This is a genomic window from Limnoraphis robusta CS-951 (assembly GCF_000972705.2).
The window spans coordinates 15,338-33,066 of record NZ_LATL02000055.1; the positions used below are offsets into that span (position 1 = coordinate 15,338).

At 42.4% G+C, this 17,729-nt stretch carries 12 protein-coding genes; 5 read left to right on the forward strand and 7 right to left on the reverse strand.

Annotation, left to right across the window (positions count from 1 at the left end):
- Window positions 1-60: 60 nt before the first annotated feature.
- The 3 genes from WN50_RS04300 to WN50_RS04310 form a co-directional block, all read right to left on the reverse strand.
- Complete coding sequence (locus tag WN50_RS04300) at window positions 61-1,167, reverse strand: glycosyltransferase family 4 protein (RefSeq protein WP_046278097.1); 1,107 nt, start codon at window positions 1,165-1,167, stop codon at window positions 61-63.
- Window positions 1,168-2,148: 981 nt separating this feature from the next.
- Window positions 2,149-3,519: a glycosyltransferase family 4 protein gene (locus tag WN50_RS04305; RefSeq protein WP_049558040.1), complete on the reverse strand. Its 1,371-nt coding sequence runs from the start codon at window positions 3,517-3,519 to the stop codon at window positions 2,149-2,151.
- 501 nt (window positions 3,520-4,020) lie between these two features.
- Window positions 4,021-4,503 carry a CRR6 family NdhI maturation factor gene (locus WN50_RS04310; protein ID WP_046278096.1) on the reverse strand — a complete coding sequence of 161 codons (483 nt, stop codon included), beginning with the start codon at window positions 4,501-4,503 and terminating at the stop codon, window positions 4,021-4,023.
- Window positions 4,504-4,725: 222 nt separating this feature from the next.
- Between WN50_RS04310 and WN50_RS04315 the strand changes: the two genes are divergently transcribed.
- The 5 genes from WN50_RS04315 to WN50_RS04335 all read left to right on the forward strand — a co-directional run bounded on the left by WN50_RS04315 (window position 4,726) and on the right by WN50_RS04335 (window position 12,755).
- Window positions 4,726-5,190, forward strand: coding sequence for a Fur family transcriptional regulator (locus WN50_RS04315; protein ID WP_046278095.1), 465 nt, complete (start codon window positions 4,726-4,728; stop codon window positions 5,188-5,190).
- A 352-nt stretch (window positions 5,191-5,542) separates the two neighbouring features.
- Window positions 5,543-7,864 (forward strand): hypothetical protein, encoded by a 2,322-nt coding sequence (locus tag WN50_RS04320; protein WP_046278094.1) that lies wholly within the window; start codon window positions 5,543-5,545, stop codon window positions 7,862-7,864.
- A 75-nt stretch (window positions 7,865-7,939) separates the two neighbouring features.
- On the forward strand, window positions 7,940-9,781 hold the full coding sequence (locus WN50_RS04325; RefSeq protein ID WP_046278093.1) for a DUF3685 domain-containing protein: 1,842 nt from the start codon (window positions 7,940-7,942) through the stop codon (window positions 9,779-9,781).
- A gap of 167 nt (window positions 9,782-9,948) precedes the next feature.
- On the forward strand, window positions 9,949-10,821 hold the full coding sequence (locus WN50_RS04330; protein WP_046278092.1) for a PhnD/SsuA/transferrin family substrate-binding protein: 873 nt from the start codon (window positions 9,949-9,951) through the stop codon (window positions 10,819-10,821).
- Between the two features lie 101 nt (window positions 10,822-10,922).
- Window positions 10,923-12,755 (forward strand): sensor histidine kinase, encoded by a 1,833-nt coding sequence (locus WN50_RS04335; RefSeq protein ID WP_072075541.1) that lies wholly within the window; start codon window positions 10,923-10,925, stop codon window positions 12,753-12,755.
- A gap of 19 nt (window positions 12,756-12,774) precedes the next feature.
- On the opposite strand, the gene WN50_RS04340 is transcribed toward WN50_RS04335, so the two are convergent.
- From WN50_RS04340 to WN50_RS04355, 4 genes are all read right to left on the reverse strand, one after another.
- Entirely contained in the window at window positions 12,775-13,140 is a 366-nt protein-coding gene (locus WN50_RS04340; protein ID WP_046278091.1) for a Lin0512 family protein, read from the reverse strand.
- A gap of 19 nt (window positions 13,141-13,159) precedes the next feature.
- The gene (locus tag WN50_RS04345) at window positions 13,160-14,155 is read right to left on the reverse strand and encodes a pentapeptide repeat-containing protein (protein ID WP_046278090.1); all 996 of its coding nucleotides are present in this window, start codon (window positions 14,153-14,155) and stop codon (window positions 13,160-13,162) included.
- A gap of 5 nt (window positions 14,156-14,160) precedes the next feature.
- Window positions 14,161-15,672: a hypothetical protein gene (locus WN50_RS04350; RefSeq protein WP_049558042.1), complete on the reverse strand. Its 1,512-nt coding sequence runs from the start codon at window positions 15,670-15,672 to the stop codon at window positions 14,161-14,163.
- A gap of 663 nt (window positions 15,673-16,335) precedes the next feature.
- Window positions 16,336-17,619, reverse strand: coding sequence for a valine--pyruvate transaminase (locus tag WN50_RS04355; protein ID WP_046277006.1), 1,284 nt, complete (start codon window positions 17,617-17,619; stop codon window positions 16,336-16,338).
- Window positions 17,620-17,729: the final 110 nt, after the last annotated feature.

Sequence of the window (17,729 nt, forward strand, 5' to 3'; positions counted from 1 at the left end):
ATGATTTCCACGAATAAACAAATCCGATAGTCAATACAGTTTCCTGTTTTTTAAACCGGATTAATAAGCTAAAATTAATTGTTTTTCCTGCTCTAAAGACATTAACTGTTGAGCAATACCGTCAACGTATTGTTCGCTGTTATATTGTTTTTGGACTAATTCATAACCTCGCTGGGCCTGGGCTTGGGCTTTTTCAGGATTATTCAGTAAATCAAGAATAGCTTGACGCATTCCTTGGGGATCTTTGGCTTGAACTCCTGTAATGATTCCAGCTTCAGCCAACTCTTCTGCTAAACCAGGAGTTCGGGTCATAATTACAGGACGCCGACAAGACATCGCTTCAAATAATGTCGTAAACCCAGCTTGATAGTTGTGAGGCTTGAGGCTAATTACAACAATGTCAGAATCTCGGTAGAGTTGACGTAAGTCTGTCCAATCATAAAATGCCCGTGACATATTTTTGGGCATGACTTCGGGGAAAGTATCTCCTAGCGCTTTGGCGTTGGGAGAAACGGCACAGATTTTGACATCTAGATCTAAATCTTGGGTAGCTTCTGCTAAAGAGCAGTAGTCTCGCTGTTCTAAACCGCCACTACCAATAATTGGACGCTTTTTATCGGCGGAAGCAGGGCCAGGGGTGAAAAACTGGCTATCGGTTTGTTCCGTGACCAGATAAACTCGTTCTGAAGGCAGCCCCAAGTAGTTTTGCAGGAAGTCAGCTTTGACCTTTGTATTGGTCATAAACAGGTCAATAGAATTTCCCAAGTTGAACAACTTGAGTGCCACACGGCTACGGGGGCGATCAGCATTGTGAACAAAAACAGCCATTTTAGGTCGGTTGACCTTCGCACCACAAACAGTGGCGATCGCAAAACCGGAATCTTCACCAATCGAAAAGATGATATCATTCTCATCGACTTGCTCAGACAAAGCACGAGCCATCGCCAAATGCTCAGGTTGACTACCGCCGATCACCTTTGATAACAAGCGATCTGCAACTGAGATGGGATATTGTCCGGGTTCGTGAATGGTTGCTCCCAGTTTTTCAGCCAGTGTCCACATGGTATGTCGAGGACATTTTCCCTCTTGAGCATTTTGGGCAAACTGCTCTAAATCGAAAGGTCTACTTAAAACAACATGATATTTCGGGCTTTTTTCAATCACCATTTGACAACTCAACTTTTGTTTTGATTAAGCCAAATAATAAAACTAATTTTGAGAGAAAAACAATCATTTTTTGTAAAGCTTATAAACTTGATTATAAAGCTTGTGTAAAATTGAGAAAATCAGTCTCCGACTCAGTGAAATATCCCGGTTGTCTGTAGGACAAAATTAGCCAATTTGGAAGTGTTCTAGCCTAAAATGGTCGAAATAAACTCGATTACGCAGTTAGATACTATCCAAACGGCTCTGTTTATTAATTAACTGATACTCTAATTGTGAAATTTTTATGACAAAGGATTAACGACTTTGATCGGAGGCTGTTGCGGTATTATTCAGCAGACAACGATGGTGACTGCTGTGAAAAATGGTCGGATAAAAGCTCAAGCTAATGCGAAAAAATCTTGACAAAAGTTCATAGATTTTTTCCCTGAGCAAAACTCATATAGCGCTACGCGCTAGGGAACAGTAAGCTGTGAATAGGTTTCAGAATTTATAAGTGTTCTAACCTTTATGCGTACTGCTATATGAAATATTTAACAGAAGTTGTAGTCGCTTAGTTCTTGCCATAGCTCTAAAAATGTGTAGAATTAGATTATAGAGGGCCGGGTAATCAACCGCTCTAAAAACCCAGCCTAATGGCACTACGCTGAACCTTGGCAATTGAATCTATGGGGTTCTACTTCATTGTTCTAGATCCGAATCTAGAAGTAGGTAAAAGATTATATTGAGCTTGACGAGCAGTATTTTGGGAGTAATCCCAATCCAAGCCAACTTTGAAGGACTCTTCAACTACGGTGGGGCGCACCGAAAGTAACGCTTGGGGAGAGAACCACCTCTGGACTAGACGCTGCAAGGTATCTAATCTAAGTGGACTCGTTGAACCAAGAATTCTCTCGCCTAAAGGCAGAGGAGCGTCAAAAATTAATACCCCCTCTCCGACAAAAGAAAGGGGGCAAGCTGAGATAAAATCCTGTAACTAGCCTTTTATAAGTTTGATATTCTCTCGGTTCCTACAAAAGAGTGGAAGTTCTGATCAACTTGTTGAGACGGCAGAGCCGGGAGTTTTTTGGCTTTACGAAGTGTTTCTGAAAAAATCTCAACAATGCGATCGCATTTGGAGTCCCAGTCGAAATAGTCCTCTCGAACTCGTTGCTTGGCTGCCTCTCCCATTTGATCTCGAAGTTGAGGAGATTCAGCCAGACGGATCATCGCCTGGGCTAAACCCTTTGTAAACTCCTCTGGCGAACTGGGGTCTACGAGAACACCAGAGCGAGAGTCTACAATATAAGAAGGCCCTGCCCAATTCGTCGCGATCGTCGGTAATCCAATCGCCATTGCTTCCATGATCGCATTTCCACCTGCTTCCCGCAGAGAAGGCATCACAAACACATCACATTCACGTAGAAGTTGATTGACTTTGGCAGAGGGCTGCCATCCATGAAAACGGATTTGGTTTTGAAGACCTAACTCTTGAACTCGGTTCTCAAGCTGTTGTTGTAACTGACCATTACCGACTAACTCTAACACCGCGTTGCTGTTCTGATGGGCGACTTGTTGAAAAGCTTCGATCAGAAATTGAACGCCTTTCCAATCAACAAGCCGTCCAACATAGATAAACCGAACGGGTTGATCGGGCTGAGACTGACGGGATTCTCTCGGTGGCCATAGATCCAAATCTACACCGGACTCAATGAGTTGATAGATTTCCCCTTGACAAGCTTTTGGTAAAGCATCAGTAGTCTGTTGGTTAGCAACAATCAAAGCTGATGCTTTAATTTTTCCGGGAATTAACTGATGGAGAATCTCGGAGAAAGAGCGGCTAATATTGATGGAAAGACGGCTAATTTTTGAGTCCATGTACTGAAAAGCCGGAGGAAATTCTAACCCACCGGACAGGGGGCCGATAACCACAGGCACACCCATGTTATAGATGAAACTTAGTCCTTTGGGGGTGATCGGTGCTGGCTCAAAAACCAGATCCATGTTATGGACTTTAATCAGTTTCTTGGCTAACTTGCGGATGTGGTATTGGGTGATCGAATGGATGATTTGACCAAAGATCAAGTCTTGAATGCGGTAGGGAAACAGTTTGCCTATCCGCCAAACCGGAACCTGATACCAAGTATCATCGACAAAATGGATTTTTCGGAACTGTTCGGGATCTTCAGCAAACTCTTGACGAAGCTCTTCACGAACTCGCCCATGACAAACTGCTCGAACCTCAATATTGCGTTCTCGCAAAAGTCGTAAATAATAAAAACTTTTGCCCGCTTCGCCCCCCATTTTCCGGGAGATATTCTCAACGACCATCAGTACACGCATGGATGCTAAATCTTGGCTTTCAGTTCCATTCATAGCTATTTAAAACGTTTCTATTGGAGTGAATTTTTAAGGTTGATGTAGATTGAGTCAGTGAGCGACGAACTCAACCTAGAAATACAAACAAGACTTTTCAGCAAAATACTTTGTGAAACTTTTGGAGTACCTGAGACTCTTCCAAGTTCTGAAGAATACTCACCCAGTATAGAAAATACGGATAACTTTGTTTGAAACAGTAAGGTTCTCACTTAAAATACTGAATAAACACCCCTACTAAACTCATGCTACATCAAACCCAGGAGATTGATGTAACTGACATTTGAGTGATCCTGATTAATTTTCAAGTGTTGCTGTTTCTAAAAATTGGGCCGTTGTGTTTTTCAACGTAGTAGATTCCCATCCTTACTTGATTATAGTCTAAAAAAATCATAACCCAGCTAGATGACAAACGACAAGATCTATGTCATGCTTGCATCGACAGATTGCTCTTGAAGAGGAAATTTGTACCTCCGATCCAACCGGGAATCAATTTGAGTATTAACTTGCAGTGATCAACTCAAACAAGCCGTCATCCAAATCATACCCCAGCATTTGAGACATAGACTTGAGTCGGGAAATACTCGGAATTCCTTGCTGGGGGAGCCAATCTGCTAAAATAAAAATCTTACGCATTAAAAAAATTTCCAACGCTTCTGGGTTATACTGAATTCCCTCCGTGCGATGGAACTGGTGAGGAACAAGCATGGCGACATAACGAGCCAGTTCCCCCCCTTTCCAGTCCAGTAAAAAAGGCAACCAAGGATAACGAGCATCCAAGCGCACAAACCACAGTCGCACTTCTGGAACTTCAGACAGTTCGCGGGGGTCTTGAGGATCGCGAGGATAATCAATCTCAAAACACATCTGTTGCTCAGAAGCCGTGATCGCGCCTTGTTGGAATAACTGATCAATCGTGATTTGAGCAGGTGACAAGTCCAACTCATGTAGACATTCAGCATTAACCTTGATCGTGATTGTCATATTTTGTCAACCTTTGTTGATATTGCACCGGATTTCCCCTTTTGGAATTGTAGGTAGCCGGGGTCAGGGATTTGATCCGTTCAAATTGTAGCCTGACTGGGGAGACTTTCTTTACTCAACCCGCTAAAATGCCTAAGATAAAATTGAAGTAGCGGTAAATTAGTATACATACGTTTTACAGCAGAGATAACAGGTCATTTTATAAAAATAGAGGCGTAAGAAGTGAAACCGATCCGTTCATTAGACGATGCACTCCATCGATGTCAGACCCAGGGAATGCGCCTGAGCCGTCAGCGTCGCTTTATCCTGGAACTCCTCTGGGAAGCCCAGGAACACCTCTCAGCTCGTGAAATTTACGATAGACTCAATCAACAGGGGAAAGCGATCGGTCATACCTCGGTGTACCAAAACTTAGAAGCGCTCTCTCGTGAGAATATTATTGAGTGTATTGAACGATCTGAGGGTCGCCTGTACGGACACATCAGTGATTCTCACTCCCATGTGAATTGTTTGGATACCGAGCGAATTATCGATGTTCATATTGAACTGCCCGCTTCAGTGATTGAGCAAGTCGAACAACAAACCGGAATTAAAATCACCGATTATCGCATAGACTTTTTTGGCTACAGTTCATCAGAATCAGTCCATACTGCGGAAAATACCGACTCAACCCCCAAAGCATCTTGATAGAAGCTAAACTCTCTGTACAACACCCAAGAATTCGACCGTTTGACGAGGGGACGTAGGATGGCTAATATGTGTAAAGCTTAAAAAAACTCGATAACATCTTATTGGAAAATCAGCCAAAGTTGTAAAACCGGGCTTAAAACTGTATAAAATCACAGCAGATTCGGTCAGCAATTCCCCACAAACGGAAAAAGCCGAACTGAACAGAAGCAAACCGCTAGAGTGAACCCAAGGTCTGGTCTGCACTCAAAGTTCAAACAGCTTCGGGTCAAGGTTCAACTCATGGCGAACTCGATTCCCGCCCATAGGGAGAGGCAAAACCCAGAATGAATCTAAGGAAAATGGTGAAGTCATGACGACACCCAAAATTAACCCATCTAGCAGCTTAAGTAGCCCCGAAGACAACGCTGTTCCTCAAACCTCAACACCGAAGTTAGAGGCAGAAACAGCCACAATGACCGTCACGCAAACAAAGCACTCACTGAAGTTGCCCAAAGGCTTTTGGGGGTGGCAACTCCTTTGGCTGACGGTTCTGCTTGGGTTTGGAACAATGGGAGCCGGCGCCTTGCTGTGGCTGTTGATTACTCCACCTCCGCCAAATTGTGAAGAAATCTCACCAATATCTCCAGATGGAGATCGGCTCTATTGTGCAGACCAGGGCGCTAAGTCGGGAGAACTCGAAAAAATTCAAGCCGCCTTTAACTTGATCGAAAGTTGGCCAGAGACTCATCCCCTTCAGCCTCAAGCCCAGAAAATGATGGAGCAATGGGCAAAGCTACTGATCGCCTTAGCTGACCAAAAAATTGACGAAGGCAACTTGCAGGGGGCGATCGACTTAATTAGAATAGTCCCTAAAACAAGCCCCGCCTACTCGACTGTAGAAAGTGCGATCACCGGATGGCAAAATGACTGGGATGAAGGTCAACAACTCTACAAAAAAGCGATCGCCGCTTTAAAACAGCAAAACTGGGCGCAAGCTTTCAGCCACATCCAGTCCCTCACCAAACTCAACAATGCTCACTGGCGAGAAAAACGCTTCAACGAGCTAGTGGATCGAATGTCGATCGAAAGACAAGGCGATAAGCGACTGCAAGAAGCTCGCGAGATTGCCAAACAAGACAGCCCCAGTAGCTTAGAAGAAGCCATTGATCTAGCTCATCGGGTAGACTCCAAACTATACATCTACTCAGTGGCTAAACAAGAGGTGAAAAACTGGAGCCAGAGATTAGTTGATCTGGCCACACAAGAGTTGAAAGCTAAAAATCGCTCGAATGTCATCAGTATTGCCCAACGAGTTCCTGAATATTCTCCGCTCTATCAAGATGCCCAAAACTTGATGCTGTTGGCGACGGTTCAAGATGTTTCCTTAAATCAAGCCAGCAGTAAGCCATTCCTGGAAAAGTTGGTCGTACTGTTAGAAGGAAAAGCGGCTGTGGAGAAGGGGAGCATTAAGCAAGCTCTTTATCAAGAAGCCAACATTCCCCCCGATCAACTCGGTGGACAAATTCAAGATCTGATCGATCTACAACTGGCTAATGCGATCGCCAAAATTGGTCATCCCTTTGCTTTGCAATTGGCGATGGATCAAGCTCAAACCCTCAGTCTGGACCGACCTCGACGGATACACGCTCAAACCTTAGTCGCCCACTGGCGCAAAGAAATCGAACGCATTGAAGACCGACCTCATATCGTTCTGGCGCGTAAATTAGCAGAACAACAAGACGCCAATGGGTTTAGAGCCGCAGTTAAGCAAGCCACTCAAGTGGCACTGGGTCGTCCCTTGCGAGTCGAAGCTCAAACTCTGATCGCGGAGTGGACAAAACGGATTGAAATTATCGAAGATCAACCGATCTTCAATGAAGCTCTGGCTTTAGCCAAAGCAGGAAACTTGAGTGCGGCGATTGATAAAGCTTCTGGAATTGCTTCAGGTCGCGCTCTCCACAGTCAAGCCCGTGACAAAATTAACGAATGGGTGACAGAAGTTCAAATTGCTGAGGATCGCCCCCTGCTTGACAAAGCCTACGGTTTAGCAGATAAAGGCAGCTTGAGTTCAGCCATTTCAGAAGCGTCTCGAATTCGCTATGGTCGCGCCCTCTACTATGAAGCCCAAAATGCGATCGCCCGTTGGGTTGAAGAACGGGATGCTTACTGGGCGGCTCAACAACCTCGACGTTCTGAGCCAACGAGTTCTAGGAGTTCTTCTAGTTCTTCACAAAGCAGCTATTCTAGCTCTGGCAGCAGTTCTTCGAGTTCTTCGTCAAGTGGATACTCCAGTGGTTCGAGTTCTTCGAGTGGATATTCGGGCTACTCGGGTGGTTATTCTTCTGGCTCGAGCAGTGGATACTCGGGGGGTTATTCCGGCTCAACGAGTGGATATTCAGACTACTCTAGTGGCTATTCTTCTGGTTCTAGCGGATACTCAGGGGGTTACTCCAGTGGCGGCTATTCCAGTGGTTATTCCAGCGATTATTCAGGTAGTTCTTCGGGCTATTCAGATAGCTATTCGGGTGGGTATTCCGGTGGTTCGAGTGGATACTCCTCATCCGATAGCGTCGCACCAGCTCCGGCTGCGGCGTCGGGAGGTTACGAAGCCCCTGCTGCGGCTCCTGAAGCTCCGGCTGCTGCGCCCACTGAAACTTATAGTCCTCCAGATGCTAACTTATTTTTGGAGTAGTACAGCTCGTCTAAAAGCATCTAATGGTAAAGTCTGAAGTAGCGGAATTCAGACCTTTCAGACTTCTGTGAATCCATGACTCAATCGACTGTGCGACTTCTGCTTATTGATGATGACCCGATTTTTTGCATGGGATTACGGGCCGCTTGCCAACAGTATCCTGATTTACAGGTCGTTGCAGAAGCCCAAACCGCAGAAGCCGCCTTAGCAATTTTAGAACCTCAACGGGCCGTAAACGAGAATTCCCTCCCCAACATTTCAGCCGATCATGTTATTGATGTCGCTGTTTTGGAGTTGGGGATGGCTAGCCTAAATGCTCCTAACTCGCGGTTGCATTCTACCACTGATCCGGCGATCGCTTTTTGTCAATCTCTGATGACGAACGACCCAAACTTGGGGATTTTGCTTCTCACTTCCATTCGAGACAATACCCGATTACAAGCTGCTCAACAGGTTGGGGTTCAAGGCTATTGTCCCAAAGGGGTAGCGATTGAGACGATGATCACTGCAATTCGTCTGATCGCCAATGGCCAGACGGTTTGGGAAAATTTCAGTTCTGATGGGCTTTCAACTCGGACTCAATCCCCAATCGCTGGTTTATCACGATGGAGTCGCTGGCGTTACAAACTCGGGTGTTCTGGACTGCAACAAATTGATGAAACTCTCGCTGAAGTCACAACTCAACTTCCGAACCCCTATGATGTGGAACGGGGAGATCCGATGGCGGTTCTCAACTGGTTAATGATCACAGGTCATCGCCGAGAACTGCTGGCGGCTCGTTGGATTGTCAGTCAACTGTTACCCGCTTCTGTTCGCACTCAAGCCCCTGCAACGGAGGAAACGAACTCTACCCCTAATCCCCCCCCAAACGAGCCTCTAACACCCAAAGAATGGCTGGTTGTGCGTTCTAATTCTTCCCTAACCTATCAAGCTCCGGTATTAGCAACGGAGGTGAAATCGGTTTTATTTGATGTTACTTTTGCTAAATTGCAGTCGGGGTTAATCAATCTGACAGGTTCTCCCCTGGAAATTGATATTTTACGATTGACTCAAAAACGGGAACTGATTTGTCTGATTTTGCAACAGTTTGAACAAATGTTAGACGAACTCGGATTTTCCCAAGTGGAATTTGAGCAATTATCTGATAAATCTCCGACAATGCTCGTTGATATTTGGAAAGCGTCTGTTACTAATTTTTTGGGGAAATATTACACTTTACAAGTTGGAACTCAAGAGATAGAAGTTGTCCCGGTTCTACTGCGAGATGCAGTGATTGTTCAAACTTCGATTCTTGATAAAATTCCCTTGGTTCCCGATTTAGTTGCTCATTTATTATTTCAAGTTCCTTTAATCGTTGATAATACTTCTTCTCCGGTGGGAAGTCCTGAAGCGATGCAACGCGCCGAAGCGATTTTACAAAATTTAGTGATTCAAATGGCGAATGCTGTGATTCAACCCTTGCTAAATCATTTTGCTGATGTTGAAGAACTTAAACAAAAATATTATGATCGGCGGTTGTTATCGACTCGTGAACTCGAGAAATTTAGAAATAATTTGTCTTGGAAATATCGCGTCGATCAATATTTTGGAGAACCTAAAGAAATTTTTGAAAGTTTATATACTTTACGAGTCTTTGGAGAACGGGGAATTCAAAAACAAGAAATTTATTCTCCCCGTAATGAAGAATTGAAAAAGCTTTCAGGCGTTCAACTGGCGGTGAGTTTGGTGTTAGAAACTCGTGATGCAGTCGCTCCCAGAGTTCGAGCAACAATCTCTTTTCTAGGAAGTGGTGTGGTTTATTTGTTGACTCAAGTTGTGGGTCGAGGAATTGGTCTAATTGGTCGGGGAATTCTACAAGGAATTGGTAACTCGTTACAGGAAAATCGTGTTAATAAAAAAAATGGTCGTCAACCCTGAAAATTCAAAGAGGAGATGGAGAAGTTTGATAACGGGTAGAGGTAATTCATTAATTCCCTTTACGCTCACGGGTGAGTGATTCAAGAATTACTGGCAGAATTATCTTAACTTTATTTTAATTCCCTGTTAACTCTCAAATGATATGGTTAGGTGGGAGGTTATATTTTATGAAACGTCGTCATTTTCTCGGGTATTCTTTATACTTTATCATAGGATGTAGCACAACAACGACCCGGAACAACGAACTCGGAAAGAATAAACCTGATCTTCTCCGTTTTACAGTAACTGACGAACAAGGACTAGAAGCATTAGAGCAGAATTATGGCAAATTTCGCCAAGCTTTAGAAGAAGTCCTAGAGACAAAAATTGAGTTTGTCCCGGTAGAAAGCTACATCGCTGCTGTGGTTGCGTTTCAATCCAATCAAGTGGATTTAATTCTCACTGGGCCTTCTGAATATGTGGTAATTCATGCTCGGACTGATGCTTTACCTTTGATTGCGATCGCTCGTCAAGATTACTATTCTATCATTGTTGTTCCCGAACAGAGCAATATTCAATCTTTAAATCAATTAAGCGGTAAAACCATTTCTCTGAAAAAACCGGGTTCTACCAGTGGTCATCTTGGCCCAACAAAATTATTACTAGATGCCGGACTGAAACCGAATGTCAACTATCAAGTAATGATGTTAGGATCACAAGAAGGGATGGAAGCACTCGCTGAGGGGAAAGTCGATGCTTGGGGGGGATCAAAAACGGATTATGAAGGCTATAAAATTTCTGGAAAAAGCTTTCGAGAGATTGAAAAAGGTTCTCCCCTTCCCAATGATTTGATTGTTGCGAGTGATTTTTTAGATCCAAAAGTTGTTGCTGAGTATAAAAAGCGGATTATCGAAAATCAAGACAAATTACTTCAGGCTTTAGTTGCAGGTGAAGAAACTCAAAAATACAAAGGTTCTCGGTTAGTTCCCGTTGAGGATAGTGATTATGATATTATTCGTGATGTCTATCAAGCGATTGGCGAAGGGGAGTTAATTCGGTAAAATTTCAGGGATGAAACAAGTTGACTCAGAACCGAGTGAATTAACCTAATATTAACCTAAGGATGCTAAATTAGTACAGAAATGCTCTATCCGGTTCTATTATGTTGCTCGGTAAAACAGTTGAGGAAGCTGAAAAAATAAAGAAAACTCTAAAAATTAGCTTTTCTTCAGTTGTTGGAGGATTATCATTCAGTCAATCTAGAAAAATTTTTTCTCGCTTGAGCATTCTAAAAAAGATTAGCTATGGCTATTGTCTGGCGATTGGAATTGGTGTTAGTGGTACAATTGTGGGATTGATGATCGGAGATTCATCTCAACAAAAAGCATTATCACAACTCACTATCGCTTATCAACAACAGAATATCATTACCCAACTCGAAAATGCTCTGAAATCCTTACAATCTCATCCTCAACAGTTGATTATTGTTTTAGGAGACAATATTTCCTACGATTACGAAGTGGTGAAATTTTATGATAACTTAAATCGAATTCAACACCAAATTCATAAACTCGATACCTTTATAGAACTTCACGCTGAGGATATTGTTGTTGAGGAAAAGGATGTTCAGAAGCTATTCCAAGCTTACCATACCACAATTAAATCCTATGTTGAACTTATGGAGTCTCTCTGGAAAGAAATTAAGCCAGCGACTCTCGTTCAAGAAGAAATTCCCACCGCACAACAACAAATTTGGAACACCCTGCGAGATCAAGAAGCCACTCAAATTAGTCTAGAGTTTGAACGAATTTCCGAACAGTTAACGCGACTGATTACCAAAGCTGAACTTCAACAAAAGCAAGCCGATATTCAACTCCAAAAAGCGAATAATTTGCGAGTTATGATTATTGTAACCAGTTTATTCCTTTCTACAACAATTGCAATTATACTTGCTATTTTAACCAGTCGTGCGATTGCTCTTCCGATTCAAAAAGTAACGAAAGTTGCTCAACGAGTCACTGAAGAATCCAATTTTAGCCTGCGTGTTCCAGTGAGATCTACAGATGAAATCGGAACCTTAGCGGTTTCTCTGAATCAATTAATTGAATGGGTAGAAAAATATACTCAGGATTTAAGACAAGCGATTAAAGATTTAAAAACGACTCAAGCGCAACTGATTCAAAGCGAGAAAATGTCGAGCTTAGGTCAAATGGTAGCAGGAATCGCCCATGAAATCAATAATCCGATCAGTTTTATTCATGGAAATATTACCCCAGCTTTAGAGCAGATCCAAGATTTACTGAATTTAGTTGATCTCTATCAACAAAATTGTTCCCAGATTTCGCCGGAAATAGAAGCCAAAATCGCCGAAATTGATTTAGAATTTATCGCGGAAGATTTACCGAAGTTACTCTCTTCGATGAAAATGGGAACCCAACGAATTAGAGAGATCGTGTTGTCGCTGCGAAACTTTTCTCGCCTCGATGAAGCGGAAATCAAGCAAGCTGATATTCACGAAGGAATTGATAGTACATTACTGCTTCTGAATCATCGTCTGAAGCCAGAGATTGAAGTCGTGAAACAGTATGGCAATATTCCCCTGATTGACTGCTATCCCGCACAACTCAATCAAGTATTTATGAATATCATTTCTAATGCGATTGATGCTTTAGAAGAGGCAAAGACTCATATTTTGTATGGCGTGGAATTCTCAACACCCGCTCAAATTACCATTCAAACCGAACAGATTAATACTCAACAGATTCAAGTCAGAATCCGAGATAATGGATTAGGAATTCGTCCTGAGATTAAACATAAACTGTTTGATCCGTTTTTTACGACTAAAAAAATCGGCAAAGGAACAGGAATCGGGCTTTCAATTTGCTATCAAATTATCCAGAACCATCAAGGCAAAATCGAAGTCGTCTCGGAATACAAAAAAGGGGCTGAGTTTATCATCACTCTACCGATTATATCAAAAAAATGCCGAGAATGATCAACCCTTTTTCAAGTTTTTACTCCATTTCAACAAATACCGTCACGGCGGCGACTGCAATCAACATTTCATCATTTTTATCCTCAAGTTCGGCGATCGCCCGTCCTTGCACCACCATTCCGCCTGACTCGAGTTTGAGGCTTTTTTGACCAAAAGGCAACACCGCCAACACCTCATCCGATCGCACTTGTTCAGGATAGGGAACCGCCACCTGTACTTCAACAATCATCTGATTGGGATGAGTTAAACCCGCCACCTCCCAAACTCCGGGTAAAGCATTGTGAGCGATCGCATTGCGAACCGCCCGTGCTGCGGCTACAGTAGGGTCTTGTCCATGCTGATCAATCCCCATCGCCATTTCAATAATTAAGCGTTTACGAGCCATAATTCAAGCTTTAAATGTACTATTGATGAACTTCCCCATTTGGCATAATCGCCCCATGCAACTGTACGCCAACAGTTGTCGCACTGCTAAATTCAACTCGGGTGAGATAAGCATAACTCAAATTCGCATTGCGGAGATTTGTCCTAGCAATTGAGGCATCCGTAAGATCGGCTTGGGTTAAATTCGCATCACTTAAATCGGCGCGGGTTAAATCGGCTCGTACTAGGTTTGTTCGGCTCAAATCTGCACCACAAAGATTAGCATTACTCAGTTTAACATCAGGTAAGATTGAATCACACAAAACCACCCCAGGAAGTTGAGCCTCTGTTAATATCGCTCGTTCAAGTTTTACCTTTCTTAAATTCGCCCCCATCAGTCGAGCGCCGGATAAATCGGCTTCGGTTAAAAACGCCGATTGTAGGTTTGCTTCTGTGAGGTTAGCTTGCTTCAAAATCGCCCCTCGAAACACCGTTTCCCCTAAATTAGCGCCTCGAAGATTAGCACGGGTTAAATCGGCACCTGTGAGGTTAACACCTTGTAAATCACTACCTCGTAAATCAGCCCCCCGCAAGTTCACCCCTTCGTAAATCCGTCGTTCATAACGTAGGTTCGCCCCCCGTAAACAAGCACCTCGCAAGTCAGCCCCTTGGAGATTAACGCCGCGTAAATCAGCTTGAATCAGGTTAGCATCCAGTAAAATAGCCAGAGACAAGTTAGCCTTGCGAAAATCGGCACCTTGTAAAATGGCTCCGTGAAGATCTGCATCGTTGAGGTTGGCGCCACTGAGGTTGGCTTTATTGAGGTTGGCGCCACTCAGTTTGCTACTAACTAAGTTGGCTCTGGTTAAGTTGACACCATTGAGATAAGCAAGAATTAATTCAGTTCCCTGTAAGTCGGCGTGGCTGAAGTTAGAATCAATTAAATCCGCAGAGTTTAGATTAGCATTTCTGAGATTAATCGCTCTAAAATCTCGCTCTCCTGCTTGATATCGTTTCAGCAGTTCAGTCGCATCCATTTCGTTTAACCTTTGAGTGAATTATAGGCATATTGTTGAGTCCAAGCAACCGATTTTTGACCAATTTTACGTCCATAGATTTTAATATGATGAATGGATGTGATTTTCAGAAAGATTAGCTTTTTATGAACAAAAGATGCTGTGGGTTCGGGTGAGGGAATTTCTTCTGCTGCAACGACAATGTGTAAACAACCCGCTTGAGATTTGACTTGGGTGTGAATTCCTCTTGTTTGTAAGGATTGATTGATCAAGCTGGCGATCGCTTTGGGATTTCCCTGTCGAGCGAGTTCCATCATTTTTTGTTGAGACGGATCGATAGTTTGAGCTAATTTTATTTCGCTGGTTTCGAGTTCGTTTAAATCCTTTTTTAATTCATTGACTTTGATTTCTATTGTGTCAATTAATTTTTGGAGTGCCTGTTTTTTGAACTGGAAGCGTTCTTCGGAGGTTTGATTTTTTAGACAGAGATCTAAAAGATTTTGTAACTCATCCCAGGTTTGATTAATGGGGTAGATTGTTTTTCTAATACTATGATTAAGGATGATTTGCACCTGAGATTCTAATTGATTGTTGAGATTTTCTAGTTCTTCGGTTCTCAGCCTGGTTGAAATTGAGTGATCAGGAGTGAGCAATGTTTCTGATGTTAAAGGATTTTCGTCTAATTTGGGTTCTTGATTTAATAAAAAAGAGTTGACATTTTCTGACTTTTTTTCTTCAATACTCAAAAAATCCTCTTCTATTTTATCATTAACATAACAAGTGTTTACCTCAAGTTTTTCTTCTAATGTATTGCTTGATTTTTCTGTATTTATTGCGTATATTGGCTTTAAAGCATCTAGTAAAACACTGACAGCTTGAGCATTTTCATCGGGATTTTCCAAATAGTCAGCCATTTTCAATAGATGAGATCTTAAACCAGAAATGATTGGAAAATTTTGCAGCAAGTGTCTTAGTAAATCATCCAAGCTATGCAACTTTAACTGTGACCATTCTTGAGTGCTAAAATTAAACTCTCGTTCTAAAGTAGAAAACAGTAACAGTTTCACTCGTAAGGGATTTGTATACTGCATAATTCTCCATCTGACATCAAACAGGTTAGGAATAGAAGAGAGAGAATTCAACTTCTGATTCGGCTCCGTTGTTTCTACAGCTTGGGAATTCTGAGTCAGAGTCGATTCAGAAAGATTTTGATCGGCTTGGAAATGAGATGGATTTAATTGGTCTTCTAAATAAAGTTGTCCAACTTGATTAATAATCGTATGAATAATCAGAGTGTATTGTGATTTTTTATTGATTTTCGACAAAATTCGATCTAGAATATTATAGAGATTCTCTAGAGTTTGAGTTTTCCAATATAATTCCTGCACTAAATTTCTGGTCGAAATCTTAATCAACAAGTCTTGATTATTTTCCCACTGTCCTCGACAAGCACAAAGCATCACCTTTTTAATCCGATTCAGGTTAACATCTTTTTCTAAATGTTCAACAACTTCGTTCAATTTTGAGGGACTAGACACCTTTTCCTCCTCTGGAAGCAAGAATTAGAAAATAATTTTTATCTATACTGATTTCCCATTGAAAACTCAGACAATGATGCAAAAGTTCAATATAACCCCAAAAAATAGACCTTGAAGCTGATTCAGCGAACGAATTTCATAACAACACCCTATTTCATTTTAAACGAGAATCCTCTCACCGTGCTAATAATAAAGGGTACAGCAACATCTGCTATACCCCACTGTATGACTGGAATGACAACAAAGTTTAAATTAAATTAGGTACGGCTTTACCAACAATTGCCGCACACGCCCCTACCTTTAGGTATGGGGATACTAGGTTTGGAAAATGCTATAGTAATTCTACTGGCAGGGTATTCAACCAGTCTAAAAACCCAGCATCTAATCGATGCAATGAACCTTGAAGACTTAAGGTATGGGGTTCTTGCGAGGAATGCTTTGGCAGGATAAAACCTTAAAGCACCAAGTACAGAGAATCAAGCATTTTTTCTCAAGTACGGTAGGGCATACCGAAACTATCTCTGAAATGGGATGAACGACTGGGGAGACTCACCCCAAAGAGCGTAGATTGGGAAACCAGTTGGCTTTAAGGGTTGTCAATGAACCAGTAATCCAAATCCGTGAGGCTTGGAGAATCCCCTTGCTTTAGAAATGGGGAGTATGTCAAACGTTAGCCATCACACCCTGATAGACTCGTTCTGTAACCTCAGCCAAACGTTGCATTCCCTCTACAATTTCCTCATCACTCGCCGTCAGACTCATGCGAATACATTGCTGTTTGTGTGGCCAATCTCCCGATAAACCGGGGAAAAAAGAACTTCCCGGTACACAAATCACACCCACTTTCTTTAATTCTTGATAAAATTCCCAATCAGAAATCGGTAAATCTTCAAACCAGATCCAAGCAAAAATCGCCCCTTCTCCCCGATGCAAATACCAAGGCAAATATGAAGGCATTGAGCTATCCAAAGTCGCCTCTAAAATGGTAAACTTGTTTTGGTAGTATGGGCGAATCACCTCAACCGCAATATCCGCTAACATTCCCGAACCAATCGCCCTCGCTGCGATCGCCTGTCCGTACCGAGAAGAATGAATACAAATATTCGTTTGAAAGGCTTGCAGGACTTGAATAATTTCTTCATCACCAATCGCTACCCCCAACCGTTCACCCGGAAGTCCCGCTTTTGATAAACTAATACAGTGAACAATATTTCCCCCAAAAATCGGTTCCATATCGGTAAAATTCAACGCAGGAAACGGAGGCGCGTAGGCAGAATCAACAAAAACAGGTATATTATAATTGGCTGCCATCGCTGCAATTTTTTTCACTTCATCCTGAGTCAATACATTTCCTGTAGGGTTACAAGGACGAGAAAAAATAATCGCACCCACCGTTTCATCAACCGCAAACCGATCAAAATCAGGATGATATTTGAACCGATGCGTCTCAGGAAAAGTCTCTAATTTGGGTTGATAAGCCACCACCGCTTCAGGAAACAGGCTAACGCTACCATATCCGGTATAATCAGGACTCAAGGGCAAAACGATCTTTTTAAGGGTTCCGTCCTCTGTGTAGCCGCCAAAAGCATTAGCAGCGAAAAAATAAATTGATTGACTTCCAGGGGTAATCAAAATATTGCGATCGCTGAGATTTAGTCCGTAGCGTGAGTTAAAATCTTCAACAATTACATCGATAAACGGTTGATAGCCTTGACTCGAACCATACCGACAAATCACCTCGCCATATTCAGGACTAGACAGAAGTTGATCGGTACAATCTCGCCATAACTGTTCAACTTCAGGTAAAATCACCGGATTACCTGCACTTAAATTAATAAAATCTTTACCCTGACCTGATCTGAGGGTTTCAATAATATCTTTCATAATCGCACGCACCCCACTCAAATGGGACATACGATTGCCAAATTTAGATAAAGCCAGATCCATAGTGCAGCAAACGTACTCGATTGACATTGAATTAATCTTAACCACAGTCAGCCAAGATGGGGAAGTCTCAAAAATAAAATATAGATTTTTTCACGAATACTCAGATTGAT